Source organism: Streptomyces sp. KR80 (genome assembly GCF_052245555.1).
In the GTDB taxonomy this organism is placed as follows: domain Bacteria; phylum Actinomycetota; class Actinomycetes; order Streptomycetales; family Streptomycetaceae; genus Streptomyces.
On the sequence record NZ_JBQQCD010000003.1, the window covers coordinates 250,616 to 267,598 of the forward strand.

Annotated in this window: 16 protein-coding genes and 2 pseudogenes; 9 read left to right on the forward strand and 9 right to left on the reverse strand. The window is 69.9% G+C overall.

What is annotated here, in order from left to right; all coding sequences use genetic code 11:
• Window positions 1–62: 62 nt before the first annotated feature.
• Window positions 63–1,850 (reverse strand): phosphomethylpyrimidine synthase ThiC, encoded by a 1,788-nt coding sequence (gene thiC, locus ACTWQI_RS06590; protein ID WP_443268314.1) that lies wholly within the window; start codon window positions 1,848–1,850, stop codon window positions 63–65.
• A gap of 226 nt (window positions 1,851–2,076) precedes the next feature.
• Here thiC and ACTWQI_RS06595 point away from each other — a divergent pair, with 226 nt between their 5' ends.
• The gene (locus ACTWQI_RS06595; protein WP_443268316.1) at window positions 2,077–3,402 is read left to right on the forward strand and encodes a YibE/F family protein; all 1,326 of its coding nucleotides are present in this window, start codon (window positions 2,077–2,079) and stop codon (window positions 3,400–3,402) included.
• A 30-nt stretch (window positions 3,403–3,432) separates the two neighbouring features.
• On the opposite strand, the gene ACTWQI_RS06600 is transcribed toward ACTWQI_RS06595, so the two are convergent.
• Window positions 3,433–3,648, reverse strand: coding sequence for a DUF5326 family protein (locus ACTWQI_RS06600; RefSeq protein WP_443268318.1), 216 nt, complete (start codon window positions 3,646–3,648; stop codon window positions 3,433–3,435).
• Window positions 3,649–3,789: 141 nt separating this feature from the next.
• Window positions 3,790–4,107, reverse strand: coding sequence for a cupin domain-containing protein (locus ACTWQI_RS06605; protein WP_443268664.1), 318 nt, complete (start codon window positions 4,105–4,107; stop codon window positions 3,790–3,792).
• A 59-nt stretch (window positions 4,108–4,166) separates the two neighbouring features.
• Here ACTWQI_RS06605 and ACTWQI_RS06610 point away from each other — a divergent pair, with 59 nt between their 5' ends.
• The 4 genes and pseudogenes from ACTWQI_RS06610 (at window position 4,167) to ACTWQI_RS06625 (ending at window position 7,485) form a co-directional block, all read left to right on the forward strand.
• Window positions 4,167–4,547: a phage holin family protein gene (locus ACTWQI_RS06610; protein WP_443268319.1), complete on the forward strand. Its 381-nt coding sequence runs from the start codon at window positions 4,167–4,169 to the stop codon at window positions 4,545–4,547.
• A 103-nt stretch (window positions 4,548–4,650) separates the two neighbouring features.
• Window positions 4,651–5,859, forward strand: a pseudogene (locus tag ACTWQI_RS06615) (cystathionine gamma-lyase).
• 102 nt (window positions 5,860–5,961) lie between these two features.
• Window positions 5,962–6,858, forward strand: a complete 897-nt coding sequence (locus ACTWQI_RS06620; protein ID WP_443268666.1) for a LysR family transcriptional regulator — start codon at window positions 5,962–5,964, stop codon at window positions 6,856–6,858.
• A 138-nt stretch (window positions 6,859–6,996) separates the two neighbouring features.
• On the forward strand, window positions 6,997–7,485 hold the full coding sequence (locus ACTWQI_RS06625; RefSeq protein ID WP_443268321.1) for an NUDIX domain-containing protein: 489 nt from the start codon (window positions 6,997–6,999) through the stop codon (window positions 7,483–7,485).
• An 82-nt stretch (window positions 7,486–7,567) separates the two neighbouring features.
• Here the strand turns inward: ACTWQI_RS06625 and ACTWQI_RS06630 are convergent, their stop codons facing one another.
• The 3 genes from ACTWQI_RS06630 to ACTWQI_RS06640 form a co-directional block, all read right to left on the reverse strand.
• Window positions 7,568–8,371, reverse strand: a complete 804-nt coding sequence (locus ACTWQI_RS06630; protein WP_443268323.1) for a pyridoxamine 5'-phosphate oxidase family protein — start codon at window positions 8,369–8,371, stop codon at window positions 7,568–7,570.
• A 31-nt stretch (window positions 8,372–8,402) separates the two neighbouring features.
• Window positions 8,403–10,352: a globin domain-containing protein gene (locus ACTWQI_RS06635; protein WP_443268325.1), complete on the reverse strand. Its 1,950-nt coding sequence runs from the start codon at window positions 10,350–10,352 to the stop codon at window positions 8,403–8,405.
• 429 nt (window positions 10,353–10,781) lie between these two features.
• Window positions 10,782–11,417 (reverse strand): HAD family hydrolase, encoded by a 636-nt coding sequence (locus ACTWQI_RS06640; protein ID WP_443268327.1) that lies wholly within the window; start codon window positions 11,415–11,417, stop codon window positions 10,782–10,784.
• Window positions 11,418–11,597: 180 nt separating this feature from the next.
• Between ACTWQI_RS06640 and ACTWQI_RS06645 the strand changes: the two genes are divergently transcribed.
• The 3 genes from ACTWQI_RS06645 to ACTWQI_RS06655 all read left to right on the forward strand — a co-directional run bounded on the left by ACTWQI_RS06645 (window position 11,598) and on the right by ACTWQI_RS06655 (window position 13,559).
• A complete protein-coding gene (locus ACTWQI_RS06645) occupies window positions 11,598–12,164 on the forward strand; it encodes a DUF2269 domain-containing protein (RefSeq protein ID WP_443268328.1) in 567 nt (188 codons plus the stop codon).
• Window positions 12,161–13,009 (forward strand): GNAT family N-acetyltransferase, encoded by an 849-nt coding sequence (locus tag ACTWQI_RS06650; RefSeq protein WP_443268329.1) that lies wholly within the window; start codon window positions 12,161–12,163, stop codon window positions 13,007–13,009. The genes ACTWQI_RS06645 and ACTWQI_RS06650 overlap by 4 nt, the downstream gene beginning before the upstream one ends.
• Window positions 13,010–13,103: 94 nt before the next feature.
• Window positions 13,104–13,559 carry a GNAT family N-acetyltransferase gene (locus tag ACTWQI_RS06655; RefSeq protein WP_443268331.1) on the forward strand — a complete coding sequence of 152 codons (456 nt, stop codon included), beginning with the start codon at window positions 13,104–13,106 and terminating at the stop codon, window positions 13,557–13,559.
• A 27-nt stretch (window positions 13,560–13,586) separates the two neighbouring features.
• On the opposite strand, the gene ACTWQI_RS06660 is transcribed toward ACTWQI_RS06655, so the two are convergent.
• The 3 genes from ACTWQI_RS06660 to ACTWQI_RS06670 all read right to left on the reverse strand — a co-directional run bounded on the left by ACTWQI_RS06660 (window position 13,587) and on the right by ACTWQI_RS06670 (window position 16,185).
• On the reverse strand, window positions 13,587–15,053 hold the full coding sequence (locus tag ACTWQI_RS06660; protein WP_443268333.1) for a serine hydrolase domain-containing protein: 1,467 nt from the start codon (window positions 15,051–15,053) through the stop codon (window positions 13,587–13,589).
• Between the two features lie 211 nt (window positions 15,054–15,264).
• Entirely contained in the window at window positions 15,265–15,615 is a 351-nt protein-coding gene (locus ACTWQI_RS06665; RefSeq protein ID WP_443268335.1) for a hypothetical protein, read from the reverse strand.
• Window positions 15,616–15,750: 135 nt separating this feature from the next.
• Window positions 15,751–16,185: a VOC family protein gene (locus ACTWQI_RS06670; RefSeq protein ID WP_443268337.1), complete on the reverse strand. Its 435-nt coding sequence runs from the start codon at window positions 16,183–16,185 to the stop codon at window positions 15,751–15,753.
• 141 nt (window positions 16,186–16,326) lie between these two features.
• Here ACTWQI_RS06670 and ACTWQI_RS06675 point away from each other — a divergent pair.
• Window positions 16,327–16,850 (forward strand): annotated as a pseudogene (locus ACTWQI_RS06675) (DUF6596 domain-containing protein); the annotation flags it as partial.
• Window positions 16,851–16,983 lie beyond the last annotated feature (133 nt).

Here is a 16,983-nt window from a genome sequence, read left to right on the forward strand (position 1 = left end):
TGGATGCATCGACGCCCCTGCGCACACCACGTGCGCAGGGGCGTCTCCCGTGTGGTGCGACCTCAGTCGGCCAGCGGCAGGTAGATCCGATTGCCCGAAGCGGCGAACTCCCTGGACTTCTCCAGCATCCCCGCCTCGACCTCCTCGTCACTGGCCGGTCCGGCCAGGTCGGGAGCGAACTGCTCGGTGATGCTTCTGCTGATCTTCATCGAGCAGAACTTCGGGCCGCACATGGAGCAGAAGTGCGCGGTCTTCGCCGGTTCGGCGGGCAGGGTCTCGTCGTGGAACGAACGGGCGGTGTCCGGATCGAGGGCCAAATTGAACTGGTCCTCCCAGCGGAACTCGAAGCGCGCGTCGGACAGTGCGTCATCCCACTCCTGCGCACCGGGGTGCCCCTTGGCGAGGTCCGCCGCATGGGCAGCGATCTTGTACGTGATGACGCCCGTCTTCACATCGTCCCGGTCCGGCAGGCCCAGATGCTCCTTCGGCGTGACGTAGCAGAGCATCGCCGTACCCCACCAGGCGATCATCGCCGCGCCGATGCCGGAGGTGATGTGGTCGTACGCGGGCGCGATGTCCGTCGTCAGCGGGCCCAGGGTGTAGAAGGGCGCCTCCTCGCAGATCTCCTGCTGGAGGTCGACGTTCTCCTTGATCTTGTGCATCGGAACGTGGCCCGGGCCCTCGATCATCGTCTGGACGCCGCGGGACTTGGCGATCCGGTTCAGCTCGCCCAGGGTCTTCAACTCCGCGAACTGCGCCTCGTCGTTGGCGTCCGCGATCGAGCCGGGCCGCAGGCCGTCGCCCAGGGAGAAGGTGACGTCGTACGTGGCGAGGATGTCGCAGAGCTCCTCGAAGTGCGTGTAGAGGAACGACTCCTTGTGGTGCGCCAGACACCACGCCGCCATGATCGAGCCGCCGCGCGAGACGATGCCGGTCTTGCGACGGGCCGTCAGCGGGACGTACCGCAGCAGCACGCCCGCGTGGACCGTCATGTAGTCGACGCCCTGCTCGGCCTGCTCGATGACGGTGTCCTTGTAGATCTCCCAGGTCAGCTCTTCCGCCTTGCCGTCGACCTTCTCCAGCGCCTGATAGAGCGGCACGGTACCGATCGGCACAGGGGAGTTGCGTAGCACCCACTCCCGTGTGGTGTGGATGTTACGGCCGGTGGAGAGGTCCATGACCGTGTCGGCGCCCCAGCGGGTGGCCCAGGTCATCTTCTCCACCTCCTCCTCGATGGAGGACGTGACCGCTGAGTTGCCGATGTTGGCGTTGACCTTCACCAGGAACCGCTTGCCGATGATCATCGGCTCGATCTCCGGGTGGTTGACGTTGGCGGGGAGCACCGCGCGGCCCGCGGCGATCTCCTCGCGGACGACCTCCGGGGAGACGTTCTCGCGCAGCGCCACGTACTCCATCTCCGCCGTGATCTCGCCCCGCCGGGCGTACGCGAGCTGGGTGACGGCGGCCCCGTCCCGGCCCCGGCGGGGCTGCCGCGGGCGGCCCGGGAACACCGCGTCCAGGTTGCGCAGTCCGCCGCGCGGCGAGGTGTGCTTGATGCCGTCGTCCTCGGGGCGGACCGGGCGACCGGCGTACTCCTCGGTGTCGCCGCGGGCGATGATCCAGTTCTCGCGCAGCGGCGCGAGACCGCGGCGCACATCGGTGACGACGGTGGGGTCGGTGTACGGCCCGGACGTGTCGTACAGCGTGACGTCCCGTCCGTTGGTGAGGTGCACTCGGCGCACCGGGACCCGCAGGTCCGGGCGCGAACCGGGCACGTAGTCCTTGTGCCAGCCGATCTGCTGTGACTGAGTGCCGTTGACGGCAGGCGTGCGTGCATCCTGAACGGTCATGAGACCTACTCCCTACGCCGGCATTACCCGGTAACAGGTTCGGCGGTCGGCGCAGCCTCTCAGCGCCCTCTCAGCCCGGTGCTCCGAGCTCCCGCGTGTGCAAAAGGTGCTCCCACGGTAACGGTTCGTTCCGGGAGGTGAAAAGGGGGTCTCAACAAACCGACAAAAGGGGCACGATTGGTCGCGCCGGTCCCGGTCACCCGGACACTCTTGCGATGATCGGTCGGTGTCCACCACACCCGAACCGCACGCGCACGTCCACAGCCACGGCCCCGCCGCGCCCGTATCGCAGCATCTCCGCAAGGTCATCGCAGCGGTACTGATCCCGTTCGCCACGGCAGTCGTCATCGGCCTGGCCGTCCTCTGGCCCGGCGGCGTCCCCCCACACGAGCGCACCGGAGTCGGCTTCGACCGCCAGACCGAGTCCGGCGAGGTCGTGCGGGTCGAGACGGTCGACTGCGCGGAGGTCAACGTACGGCCGCAGCAGCCGCCGTCCGCCGACGGCTCGAACCAGCCGTCACCAGAGCAGCCGGGCCAGCAGCCGACGGGCCGGGACTGCAAGCGGGCGACCATCGAGGTCACCTCCGGGAAGGACACGGGCCGGCGGTTCACCGAGATCATCGAGCCCGACGCGCCGCGCCAGCTCGACGCCGGACAGGGCGTCATCGTGGCGTTCGCCCCGGACGCACCGCGCGAACTGCAGTACTCCGTCACCGATGTGGACCGCGGATTCCCGATGACGCTGCTGGCGGCCGTCTTCGCGGTGGCCGTGGTCGCCGTCGGCCGGCTAAAGGGCCTGTTCGCGCTGATCGCGCTCGCCGCGAGCTTCGCCGTGCTGTCGTTCTTCATCCTCCCGGCGATCCTGCACGGCTCCAACCCGCTGGTCGTCGCCGTGGTGGGCAGCAGCGCCATCATGCTCATCGCGTTGTACACGTGCCACGGCATCACTGCGCGTACGTCCGTGGCCGTGCTCGGCACACTGATCTCGCTGCTGCTGATCGGGCTGCTCGGCTCGCTCTTCATCGGCTGGGCCGAACTGACCGGCAACACCTCGGACGAGACCGGGCTGATCCACGGCCTCTATCCGGACATCGACCTGAGCGGCCTGCTGCTGGCCGCCGTCATCATCGGTTCGCTGGGCGTGCTCGACGATGTGACGGTCACCCAGACCTCGGCGGTGTGGGAGCTGAAGCAGGCGGACCCGACCATGAGCGCGGTCCAGCTGTATCGCGCGGGCCTGCGCATCGGCCGGGACCACATCGCGTCCGTGGTCAACACCCTCGTGCTCGCCTACGCAGGCGCGGCGCTCCCGTTGCTGCTGCTGTTCTCAGTCGCCCAGAGCAGCGTCGCGACGGTCGCGAACAGCGAGATCGTCGCCGAGGAAATCGTCCGGACCCTGATCGGCAGCATCGGCCTGGTCGCGTCAGTGCCGGTGACCACGGCTCTCGCCGCGCTGGTCGTCTCCGCGGACCGGCAGGCACCGGGCGCGGGACCCGCGGCAGCCACCGCCGCGCCGGTCCGTACCGGGCGCGGACGACGCCGCAAGCACTGAGCCGCCGACGCCTGGGCGCTCACCAGCCGGTCACCCGTCGTCGCGGGAGGACGAGGCGGTGAACTTTCGTACCACGTAGATCAGTCCGGCGACGAGAGCGACGAACACCAGGACCTTGAAGAGCAGGCCGACGAGGAAGCCGACCACGCTGAGGATCAGGCCACCGAACACCACGAGCGCGAGGGCCGGCACCGCGATCCACGTCACCCACCACGGCAGGCCCGCGAGAATCTCCTTGAATGCCACTGTCCGTCCCCGCTTCCGCTCCCGGTCCCGGTCCTTCCGGGATGTCTTCGATGCTACGGGCGCGGTACGGCGCCCGGACCGCCCCCGGCCCCCGTACTCCCCTGACCGTTCCCCTACGGGATCGGGGCCCAGGCCCTCCCGTCAGCTCTCGGGCGGCGAGAAGACGACCAGGACCCGCAGGTCCTCACTGATGTGGTGGAACTTATGGGTCACCCCGGCCGGCACATAGACGACGCTGCCCCGAGCGACCTGCGTGGTCTCCACACCCACGGTGATCGAGGCGCGGCCGCTCACCACGAGATAGACCTCGTCCTGCCCGTGCGGCTGCTGCGGGTCGACGGTCCCGGCGTCCAGCGCGTACAGCCCGACCGACATGTTCCGCTCGCGGAGAAACTGCAGGTACGCACCCTCGTTGGCGGCCCGCTCAGCATCGAGCTCATCCAGCCGGAACACCTTCACCGACATCCACCCCTCACCCAACAGGTCACGAATCCCGCCGTGTCTGCGACGATCACACCATGAAGCACTTCCTAGTCAAGACACTCGCCAACGCCGGCGCCCTGGGCGTGGCCGTGTGGCTGCTCCACGACATCACGCTCACCGGCGAGAACGCCGGCCGCAAGGCGCTTACCCTGATCCTGGTCGCCCTGCTCTTCGGCTTGGTGAACTTCGTCGTCAAGCCCCTGGTCAAACTGCTGTCGTTCCCGCTGTTCATCCTCACCCTCGGCCTGATCACCCTGGTGATCAACGCACTGATGCTGCTGCTCACCTCGTGGCTGGCGGGCGAGCTCGACCTCGCCTTCCATGTCGACGGCTTCTGGACGGCGGTGCTCGGCGGCCTGATCGTCTCGGTGGTGTCCTGGGCGCTGAACATGGCCCTGCCCGACGATCGGGACTGATCGGCCCCCATGGATGACGGACGCATGATCACTACGCGCGGCCTTCGCACGACCGCCGCGGTGATGCGCACGGCCGTACCTTCGTCGTCCGAGAGGGCCGACCGTGACCGGTGACGGAACCCGTGCCGTACGGGCCGGTCTGCCGGAGCCCGCGCCCTACGAGCCGGCCATGCCGGGCCCGGTCTTCGCCGCCCACTACCACCTGCCGGGCGAGCCCGTCGGACCGTACACCTACGGCCGCGACCAGAACCCGACGTGGACCGGCCTGGAGCAGGCCATCGGCGAACTGGAGGCCCCGGGAGCGGACGTGGAGACGGTGGCCTTCCCGTCCGGCATGGGCGCGGTCTCCGCCGTCCTGCTCTCCCAGCTGCGGACCGGCGACGCCGTGGTGCTGCCCAGCGACGGTTACCAAGTGCTGCCACTGGTGGGCGAGCAGCTGGCGGCGTACGGCGTCCAGGTGCGCACCGCGCCCACCGCCCGGGACGCACAGCTCGCCCACCTCGACGGCGCGAAGCTGCTGTGGCTCGAATCCCCGTCCAACCCGGGACTCGACGTGTGCGACATCCGGCGACTCACCGAGGCCGCCCACGCCGCGGGCGCGCTGGTGGCCGTCGACAACACCCTCGCCACCCCGCTCGGCCAGCGGCCCCTGGAGCTCGGCGCCGACGTCTAGGTGGGCAGCGGCACCAAAGCCCTGACCGGCCACGGTGACCTGCTGCTCGGCTATGCGACGTGCCGGGACCCCGAACTGGCCGCGGGGTTGCGGCGGTGGCGCAAGACGGCCGGGGCCATCCTCGGTCCGATGGAGGCCTGGCTCGCGCACCGTTCGCTCGCCACGCTCCAGTTGCGCGTGGATCGCCAGGCGGCGAACGCGACGGCGCTCGCCACCGCGCTACAGGGCCGGCCCGAGGTGACCGGACTGCGTCACCCGGGCCTGCCGGACGACCCGGCACACGCGGTCGCCGCGCGGCAGATGCGGGGCGGGCGGTTCGGCTGCGTGGTGTCCTTCACCCTCCCCGACCGGGACCGTGCGGAGCGATTTCTGGCCGCCCTGCGGCTGGTGGACGAGGCCACCAGTTTCGGCGGTGTGCGGTCCACGGCGGAGCGGCGCGGGCGGTGGGGCGGGGACGCGGTGCCGGAGGGCTTCATCCGCTTCTCCGTGGGCATCGAGGACCCGGACGACCTGGTGGCCGATGTGCTGCGAGCCCTGGACGAGACGGACCGGACGGACGAGACGGGCGGCTCGAGCCTCCCCCCTCGTGGCTCGAGCCGCCCCGGTTCCACGACCAACGAACCGCAAAATCAAGGCTAGTTGACTCTGCGTCAGTGTCCAATCACCCTAGCGACACAGGCCTATCGACATATTTATAGTTGGCGGTCGGTCATCGGGAACCGAGCGGAGAGTGGGGTGGGCATGGACCTGGCCCTGCTCCGTACGTTCGTCACCGTCCACCGCGCCGGATCCTTCACGCGCGCGGCCGGGCTCCTCGGCCTCTCCCAGCCCGCCGTCACGACCCAGATCCGCGCACTGGAGCGGCAGCTGGGACGCCCCCTGTTCCTGCGCCAGGCGCGCGGCGTCACTCCCACGACGGTCGGCGACGAGCTGGCGCACAAGGTGGCACCGCACCTCGACGCCCTGGTGGAGATCACCGAGGCAGGCTTGGACGACGACTCCGCCGATCGCACCCTCCACCTGGCCGGACCGCCCGAGTTCACCTCCCTGCGCGCACTGCCCGCACTCACCGAGCTCGTCGGCCAGGGCCTGGCGCTACGGACCTCGTTCGGCAGCGCGGAGGAGACCCTCGAGGGACTGGCCGCCGGGCACCACGATCTGGCCATCACGACCGCCAGACCGCGTGGCGGCCTGCTGACTGCGACTCCCCTGTGCGACGAGGAGCACGTACTGATCGCCTCCCCCCGGTGGGCGGCACGGATCGGGGCGGCCGGCGGGGCGCAGGCACAGGGCGCCTCCGCCCTGGAGGGTCTGCCGATGGTCGAAGTGCACGAGAGCCTGCCCCTGGTCTCGCGCTACTGGGCGTCCGTGTTCGACGCAAAGCCCACCGCGTCGGCCACCATCGTGGCCCCCGACTTACGCGCTGTGCTGGCCTGTGCCGCCGAAGGGGCCGGGCTCGCGGTTCTCCCCCGCTACCTCTGCGAGAAGGTGCTGGACACCGGTGAGGTGGTCGCTCTCCTCGACCCCCCGGTGCCACCCCTGCGCACCTACTTTCTGACCGTACGCGCCGGCACGCTCGCGCTGCCGCATATCGCGCGGGCGCACGAGTGGCTGCTGCGCGCCGCCCTGAACTGGTAGTGCGGAAGAAGTTCTTCCGGGCGGCAACTCCCTCCGGTGTTCCCCATCCGCAGGCCAAGGGCCTGCCTCCCCGGACCATCGCTCGGAAGGGCTCCAGGGGGAGGTTTCGACAGCGCCGTCACAGGCCACATCTCCTCCATGACCGGCACGACGTCCAGGCCCGTGGTCAAGCGCACCGCCCGCGCCATCCTGCTCGACGGGGACGACATGATCCTCATCAAGCGGACGAAGCCGGGCCGTCCCCCCTACTGGATCACACCGGGCGGCGGAGTCGAGCCCGGAGACGCCACCGTCGTGGACGCCCTGCACCGCGAGGTCGACGAAGAGCTGGGCGCGAAGATCACCGACGTCGTCCCGGTCTTCGTCGACACCGTCGAGCACATCAGCGACGGCGGAGTGACGGGAGTGAAGGTGCAGCACTTCTTCGTCTGCCGCCTCGAGTCGATGGACGCCTCCCGGCGGCACGGTCCAGAAGTCGACGAGCCGAGCGGGGAGTACGAGATCGTCCGGATCCCCTTCACGCGGGTGGGTATCGCGTCGGTGGAGGTCGTACCGCTGTCCCTGCGGCACTACCTGGACGGCAACATCGAGGGCGTACGCGCCATGCACGCACCCGACCTCGGCTGAGGCGGCAGGCGAACGCGAGGCCGCCAGAGCGGCCCTGAGAACTGAAGTCCGGAGACGCCGAAAGGTTTCCGCCGGACAAGACTCAGGCGAACCAGCCGGTGAAGGGCGCGTCCCCGGCCTCCGAAGTCCGCCGCTGCTGTGCGTCCTCCAGCGCCCGTTCCGCCTCCTCGCGGAACGCCTCGCGCTCGCCGCGCGCGTAACGCTCGTACGGCTGCCGGTTTGCCGCGTCGGCCGCGGCTCCGAAGAAGTCGCCACCCTTGCGCTTGTAGTCGTCGGTCCCCCACGCCTGGCCGCGCTGCCCGCCCTCGGCCTTCACCAGACGAGGGATGTGCTTGGCGCAGTGGATGTAGGCCTCCTCGACGGTGACCTCCACCCAGAGCTGGGCACGGCGGCCGGGGACCGGGTCCGACGGGAGTTCGGGGTGGCTGGCGCGCATCTCGGCGTCCGGGACGATCCGGGCCCGCCCGTTGACGTGCAGACCGATGCGGTCCCTCAGGAAGTCGATCATGAGGATGCCGACATGCGGGTTCTCCTCGATGTTGCCGAGGCTGGCGAGCACGCCGTTGCCCCGGTACTCGGGGTAGGCGAGGGTCTTCTCGTCGAGGATCCGCAGGAAGCCGGGCGGGCCGGCGCGGAAGGTGGAGTCGCACTCACCGTGCCGGTCGGCCGTGGCGAGGAAGAACATCTCCTGGCGGCCGGTGAACTCCCGCATCCGGTCGTTGAGCCGGTCCAGGACCTGCTCGTCGTAGAACCGGTCGGCGCGCTCGATGGTGTCCATTCTTCGCTGCAGCGCGTGCTCGCCGTCGCTGCCGGGTCGCGCAGGGCCCCGCTCATTCGCCCGCTGCCTCTCGAGACCAGCCCGGTTCCCGTCCACCGTCACATCCACGTCCGCCTCCTCCACGTCCGTTCGTCTTCCCTTACCCGCCCGCGGAGTCGACGGGCCCCGCCGCGACCAGTTCTTCCAGGGAGTCGTGCCGTATGCGGTGGGACGGTATGCCGATCCCGACGAGGGTGTCGACACCGCTGCGGATCATGCCGGGCGGGCCGGAGAGATAGGCGTCGTAGCTGTTCCACGGCCCGTACTGGAGCACGGCGTCGGGAAGCGGGCCGCTGATCGCGCCCTTGGCCGGACCGCCGGAGACCACCGGGCGGACCGAGAGCCAGGAGTGCGCCTTCTCCAGTCCGAGCATGGTGTCGATGTCGTAGAGGTCGTGGTCGCTCCGGGCGCCGTAGAAGACGTCGACCGGGCGTTTGCGGCCGTGCTCGGCCACATCCTCGACCAGCGCCTTGATCGGCGCTATGCCGGTGCCGCCGCCCAGGCAGAGCAGGCCGTTGTCGGTGCTGTGGTCCACGGTCATCGAGCCGCCGGGCGGACCGAGGCGGACGATGTCGCCGGGGCGGGCGCGGTGGACGAGAGCATTGGAGACCCAGCCGGCCGGAACCGCCCTGACATGGAAGGTGAGCAGGCCGTCGGAGCGCGGCGCGGACGCGAAGGAGTAGTGCCGCCAGACGCGGGGCCACCAGGGGGTCTCCACCGTCGCGTACTGGCCGGCCTTGAAGGGGTACGGCTGGTCGGGGCGGAGGGTGATGACCGCGATGTCGGAGGTGCGCGAGTCGTGGGCCACCACCTCCGCGTCCCACCAGGCGGGGGCGCGCCGCGCGTCATCGGCAGCGGCGTCGATCATGATCTGCGAGATCGCCGTGTAGGCCCGCACCCAGGCCGCCTCGGTCTCCGCGCCCCAGCTGTCCGGGGCGTACCGGGCGAGCGCGGCCAGCAGGCATTCGCCGACGGCCGGGTAGTGCTCGGGGAGGGTCCCGTACTTCCGATGGCCGCGGCCGAGGTTCTGCAGATACGCGGTGAGCGTCTCGGCGTCGTCGACGTGCTCGGCGGCGGTGAGCAGCGCCTTGAAGAGGCGGTCGCGCTGGGTGTCCATCGCGGCGGGGAAGAGCGCCCGCAGGTCGGGGTGGCGGACGAACAGCAGCGCGTAGAAGTACGACGTGACCTTGTCGGCGATGGAGTCGATCTCGGCCATCGTTCGGCGGATGAGTATCGCGTCGGGGGACGCGGGTTCGTCTCGGGCAGGCGCCTCCGAAGTGCCGGTCGCGGCGGGGGTGGTCGCGGCGTCGGTGACGGGGGGCTGCGCGGTCGCGGCGCCGTCGGCGGGCGGCGGCGCTCCGCCGGCAGGGCCGGAGGGGGCCGCCTCGGCGTCGCCGCCCCCGGGTCGGGCCTGTCGCTGGGTGTCGGAGCCACCCGCCGGCCTTCTGCTGAGGTGCGCGGAATCGGTTGCTCCGTCGTCTGGGGTCGCGGCGGTCCTGCCTGCAGCCGGCGCGTGGTCGTCGGCGGGGGCGAACCCCTGGTGCAGGGCGGTGCCTTCGGAGGATGCCGGCTTGCCGGGGGAGAGCGGTTCCGATGTGCCGGTTTCGGGAGCATTGTTCGGGATGCCTGCACGAACGTACGGGGGGACCCGGATGTCGACATCGTCCTGCGCGGCGAGCCGGTCCGTGGCGGCAGCCGACCGCTGTGCCCCGTGAGCGGCGGAGCCGGCGGGCCCCGGGCCGGTCTCGTGCCGTACGGCCTGACGCGGTACCCGTTCTTCGGCGGAGTTCTGATGGTCGTCGTCGCCGGGCCCCGACACCGCGGCCTCGGCCCCCGCCGCAGGCGCCTCCGGCGCGGGGCGGCGGTCGGAGCCGCGCTGGCCGACGGGCCGGATCCGGCTCACCGGCCGGCTGGGTATCCGGTCGGCCTGTTCCTGGTCATCCTCGGAACCGGCGCTCTTGCGGCCCGGACTCGGAGTGAACCAGCCCCAGTCCCCACTGTTTGCGTCAGAGTCGCCATTATCGGCCGATGTGGTGGTCGGAGCGTCCATGATCAGCCTCGCCTCGAACGTCTTTCGGTCGCCTCTCGCACTTCCGAAGCCGGATTGTGCTCGTCATTCATCGCTCTGGATCAGAATTCGTACGACTCAAACCGACGCACACTAACCTTTGCAACTCAACACTGAGCGGACATAGCCCCCTTGATGGACATGTGCCGCAGTTCCCTTCCCCGCAGCCTGCCACACCCTGCCACCCAGTTCGGACAAACAGCCGGAAGTCCGGGCACCGGACGCCGTATTCCCGTTAGGCTGCAGCGCCCCGTACGACCTCGCGGCAACCGTCACCGGTCGAAGCGGATTCGACCATACCGGGCCTGGAGGAATCCACAAGCCCCGCTCTCGATCACATCCGGAAAACCTCTTCTTTCCGTGATCTCCCCCACAATTCTGGCATTTACCTGGCAACTGGAGATCAGGGAATTACTGCGGGCTACGCACCAGTTCGTATGCCTCTCGCAGATCACGCCCGCTATACCCGTACGTAGCCCGCCCGTTCAGATGGTGATCCGCGTTCACCGCCACCGACACCGGCACCGCTCCGAACAGCTCGGCATCCGACATCGAATCGCCGTACGCCACGCAATCCGCCTGACTCACCCCGAAACGCGCACACAGCTCACCGGCGATGGTCACCTTCGCCGCCGCGGAGAGAATGCCCTCCGGGTCCACCGGCTCCCGGAACGGCACAGCCGGGAAGCGTGACCCGTACGCCGCGTCCGCACCCCAGTCCACCAAGCGCTCGACGAAGAAGGCGGGCGAGAGCGAGATCACCGCACAGTGGCCCCCGTTCGAGCGGATGTCGGCCCACACCTCGCGAATACCCGCCAGCCAGGGAGCCCCCCCCCCGAATGCGGCCGCCACATGCGCCTCCGTGAGACCGGCCCACAACTCGCGCACCCGCACCGCGAACTGAGGCGGTCCGATCCTCCGCGCAGCGAAGTCACGCTCGAGCTCACAGATCTCCTCCACCAGGCCGAGCTGCCGGGAGATCTCCACCGGGGCGGCGGAACCGTACAGCAGCGTTCCATCGAGGTCGAAGAGGTGCAGACGGGCCATACGGCGAGCCTAGGGCCCGAGCCCGGGACGGCAGCAAGCCCTGTCAGACCGGGGCTCCACCTCGCCCCAGCACACCTCCTACGGAGTCCCTCGCGCCCTCACATGTCCTACAGCCGGAGACCCCACGGATACTCCCGCCGTGCGATGCGAGCGACCGCCCCCGGGCACCACCGTTACGTCATGCAGAAACTCTCACGCCCCGCCCGCAGAGCGGCCCTTGTCATCCACGTCAGCGCCTCCGTCGGCTGGCTCGGCCTCACCACGGGCCTGCTCGTCCTCGGAATCACCGCCGCCGGCACCGGTTCCACGGCAACCGCCGAAGCCGCATACCGCTCCATGAAGATCTTCGGAGACTGGCTGGTCGTACCGGTCAGCCTGCTTGCCCTGCTCAGCGGCCTGGTCCTGTCCCTGGGCACGCCCTGGGGCCTGGCCCGCCACCGCTGGGTCTACAGCAAGTTCTGGATCACTCTCGCCACGACCGTGGCGTCCATCGTCGCCCTGCGCTCGCACATCGACCACGCCGCAGCCGCCATAACAGCAGGACAGCCGGTCGGATCCACGGCCACCGACCTCGTCATCGCGCCGTCCGTCGCCACCGTAACCTATCTCTTCATCACCGCGATCTCGATCCTCAAGCCGTGGGGCCTCACCCGGCGCGGGCGTCGCGCACGCGACACCGCACGTTCCTCTTCCGTTGGGGAATCCGGTCGACGGACGAAGACCGCGTCGGACAGCCTTGCTGCATGACGCTGCTGACGACCTTTCCGATCCGCCGTCTGTCCCGCACCGACCTCCCCCGCTGCCTCGATCTCGCCGCCGACCGCGGCTGGACGCGCGAAGACCGCACCTGGCAGCTGCTCCTCACCGCCGGCACCGGCTACGGCATCGACGACCCGGACGGCGACCGTCTGATCGGCTCGATCGTCCTCACCCGCTACGGCCAGGACCTCGCCTGCGCAAGCATGGTGCTCGTCGCCGAGCGGCATGCGCGCCAAGGCCTCGGGCGCCGGCTGATGACCCACGCCCTGGCGGAAGCGGAAGGAACTCCGGTGTTCCTCTTCTCCACCGACTGCGGCCGCCCGCTGTACGAGCGGCTGGGCTTCACACCCGTCAGCCGCTCGACGACCCGCGCCGGCCGCTTCCGGCCGGAGCCACGTGCGGCGGAGGCGACCCGCCCCGCCACCGCGGCCGACCTCCCGGCGATCCTGCGACTGGACGCAGAAGTCTTCGGCTCGGACCGGATGCATCTGCTCACCCGACTGCCCGCGTTCGTCGAACAGGTCCGCGTCGCCGAGAACCCCCGAGGCGTCACCGGCTTCGCGGCCGCCTGGCGCGATGCGCACCACACGGTGATCGGCCCGGTCGTCGCCCAGGACACGGCGACCGCACGCCATCTGATCGCGGACCTCGCAGTACGGACGGAGGGCGAGGTCCGGCTCGACATGGACACCCGCCACACAGAACTGGGCAGTTGGCTCGACATGCGTGCCGTCCGGCCGGTCGCGGGGAACACGGTGATGATCCACGGCGCCCCCGACCTCCCAGGCGACCATCACCGCCGCTTCGCCCCGCTGATGGTGGCACTGGGCTGAACGCCAACCGTCCAAGGGCGACCCCCAAACCGCGGGCCCACCTGCCAGTGCGACGCCTGCGCCCTGCACAGCACGCACCACATAGGGTCGGCACATGAGCGATCTGGTGATCCGACCGGCCACCCCGGACGACATACCCGCGATCGTCGCGATGCTCGCGGACGACCCCCTCGGCGCACGCCGCGAGTCCCCGGACGACCTGACGCCCTACCACCGCGCGCTCGACCGGCTCGTTGAGGACCCGAACCAGCACCTTGTCGTCGCGGTGCGCGACGGAGACCGCCCCGTCGGCACCCTCCAGCTCACCGTCATCCCGGGCCTCTCCCGGCGCGGAGCCACCCGATCCGTCATCGAAGCCGTACGCGTTCACGCCGACGAGCGCGGCAGCGGTCTCGGCACCCAACTGATCGAGTGGGCGATCGAACAATCACGGTGCCAGGGCTGTCAGTTGATACAGCTCACCTCCGATGCCACCCGCACCGACGCCCACCGGTTCTACGAGCGCCTCGGCTTCACCGGCTCACACATCGGCTTCAAACTCCGGCTCTGACACCCGGGGGCGGGCCGGTACGCCACCTCACCCGCCGCTCTCCCCTGTGACCGACCGCGCAGGCCCCCAGCCCCCCAGAGCGAAACCACCCGGCACAGGAGCCGAAGCCTCGTACGGCTCGCGAGTGAAGACGAACGAACCGAGGTCCAGATGGCTCACCGAGCCGGTGTCGCCACGCACCACGCGCAGCGTCTCGCCCGCGTAGTAGCCGTCCAGGCCCGTCCAGGTCCCATCCGCCGCGGGCCGGAAGCGCGAAGCACGGCCCGGACCGGCCAGCGGCACCAACTCCAAGGCCCGCCCGGCCGCGAGACGCAACGCAAACGGAGCCGGCCCCCAGTACCAAGGGCCCGTCAACGCCAGCAGCTCCGGATCGGCCTCGGCCATCGGCTGCCACGGCGCGGGCATGCCGGGCTCCCGCTCGGCCACGATGCGTACCAGGTCGGCCGCGAACCCGCCGACCATCAGCCCCGAGGTCGTGTTGGCCAGCGCGACCCCCGCCACCCCGTCCTCCACACTCACCCACAGAGCCGCCAGGAAACCGGGCAGCGAACCCGTGTGGCCGACCAGCGTCCGGCCGTCGCGGCGCACAAGCTGCAGGCCCAGACCGTACCCCGCGTCCCACGTCTCACTGTCCGGCGCCGCCGCGGGCCTACGCATCTCCGCCACCGACTCCGGCCGCAGGACCCGTTCGTCGCCCTGCGCCAGGAAGCGCGCCCAGCGGCCGAGGTCCTGGGCCGTGGACCAGAGCTGCCCGGCCGGCGCCATCAGACCGAGATCCTCCAACGGCTCGCGCAGCAGCACATCCGCCCACGGGTGCACCGCCCAGCCGTCGGCGTACGGAGGCAGCGGCTGCACCGACGTACGGGCCATGCCCAGCGGCTCCAGCACCTCGCGCCGCAGCACCGTCTCCCAGGACGCGCCGCGCACCGCCTCGACGAGTGATCCGAGCAGTGTGTAGCCGGGGTTCGAGTAGTGGTGGACCCGGCCGGAGGGATGACGCAGCGGCTCCTCACCGAGCACGTCCGACAGTTCGGGACGCAGCGTGCCCGGCGTCCGCTCCCACCAGGGACCGGGCGACTCGGATGCCAGGCCGGAGGTGTGCGTAAGCAGTTGAGCGACCGTCACCTCGCCGACTCCCGTGCCCGGAAGGTGCTTGTCCAGAGGATCGGCCAGGTCCAGCAGCCCTTCGTCGCGCAGCCGCAGGACGAGGACCGCCGTGAAGGTCTTGGTGATCGAGCCGATCCGGTACTGGGTGTCGGCACCGGGCTCCCGGTCGCCCACCGAACCCCGCGCATCAGTCCAGACCGTACGGCCCTCCCGTACCACCGCTCCCACCAGAGACGGGGCGCGGCCCTCGGCCTGGGCGGTGCCAAGCCGGTGGGACAGGGCGCGGCGAGTGGCCGGCAGCAGCTCGTCGAACGGCTCGGCAGCGTGGGCCGACCCGGTCTTCCTGGTCGCCTCATTCGCCTCAAGGGGCGCGGATGACTCGGTCATGGGCACCACTTGTACCGGCGCCGCGTACGCGACGCATCCCCGATTCGCCCCGTACGACGGAATCGGGGCCACAGCCGCCAATGTAGGTTCTCAGCCTCCGTGTCATCCAATGACGCTGCGACCTGCGTGTTCGCCCGGTTCCTCATGGCGTGTCATCTGCTGACCGTCTCAGGTCCGTGTCATTTTCCTCGACTCCACCCCGTTCTACTGATCACTCTCTTCGCTCTCTTCCCGAGTGGTGTGAGGCGCATGGAACGCCCGCGGACTGCTCGTTCCAGCAGTGGCCCGCCGAGGTCTCGTTCGAGGCGACTGACCTGCCCGAGGAGGTGAACTGCTTGATCTTCAGTGCCTGGGCTGCGACGCCGAGGGTGGGGTGGGAGGCTGCGGCAGCGAAGTTGAGGAGATGTTCACGACCGCCCCGGCGATGGAGGGCAGGACGCAGGAGACGCGGTGCGGCGATGCCGTCGGCGAGGGCTCGGAGGGCGGGGTTGTGGCTGGCTCCGCCGCGACGGGTCGGGATCTGGTGGTGCCTCGCCCAGCGGGCCATCGATGTGGGGCTCATGCCGGTCTCGCGGGCAAGATCCGCGAGAGGACGGCGGCGAACGGTGTACTGATCTGCGCCACAGCGCCCTGACAGGTCGGGGGCGGTTCTTCGTCTTGGCCCATGGGGACAGAACGAGGACACGTTCGCGGCCCCTCAGTCGAGACAGAACTCGTTGCCCTCGATGTCCTGCATCACGATGCACGACTCGTTGACGCCATCGGCACGCAGTAGTCGCACGCGTACCGCGCCGAGCGCGACCAGTCGTGCGCACTCGGCCTCGAGTGTGGCGAGGCGCTCTTCACCCACGAGCCCGGTGCCGACCCGCACGTCAAGATGAAGCCGATTCTTGACGACCTTGCCTTCGGGAACGCGCTGGAAGAACAGTCGCGGGCCCACACCTGAGGGATCACTGCAGGCGAACGCTGAACCCTGACGCTCAGGCGGCAGCGAGCGATCGAAATCGCCCCAACTAGCAAACCCCTCCGGCGGCGGCGGTACGACGTACCCCAAGACCTCGCACCAGAAACGAGCGACGCGCTCAGGTTCTGCGCAGTCGAAGGTGACTTGGAACTGCTTGATCGACGCCATCGGTCCACCATAGTGGCGCGTGCTGTTCACCGAGACCCTGGGGTGTCATCGCCGCGCGGGTCGAGGTCTCGCGTGACATGAGTAGCGCCAACAGACCAGATCGCCTGAGACGACGAGCGAATCGGACCAGATCTCCTGATACGTGGGCTGCACCATGCGCGCCGCGCGTCTCGCACCGGCCCGGGAGGCCGCCTGGTGCCGCTTGCTGAGCAGGCCGATCGCGCTGGGACACCGGCCTGATCACCGAGGGGGAGACGATCCTGCAGGCCGCACTGGCCCGTGACCGGCTGGGCGAATACCAGGCACAGGCCGCGATCGCCGCCCTGCACGCGGACGCCCGGAGCACCTCAGAGACGGACTGGGTACAGATCGTGGAGTGGTACGACGAACTGCTGCTGCTCACCGACAGCCCGGTGGTGCGGCTCAACCGCGCAGTGGCCGTCGGCGAGGCCGACGGACCGCAGGCCGGCCTGGCGGCCCTGGCCGACGTGAACCCCGACCTGCCCCGTTACGCCGCGGTGATGGCATACCTGCACGAACGCGCCGGTGACCTCACGCACGCCGCCGAGCTGTATGCCGAGGCATCCCGCGCCGCGACCAGCATGCCGGAGCGCGACCACCTCACCCGCGAAGCCGCACGGGTGCGGCAACTGCTGCGGCCGTGAGTGCGGCATCCGCCCACAATGGTGTTCGCAGGGAAACCCCAACTGAACAAGATCGGCAGAGGCGACTGCCCAGTGGCGCGTCTTCCTGGCCTGCACGTCGGTGAGCTGAGGAGTCTCAGAGAGGTGGTAGGCG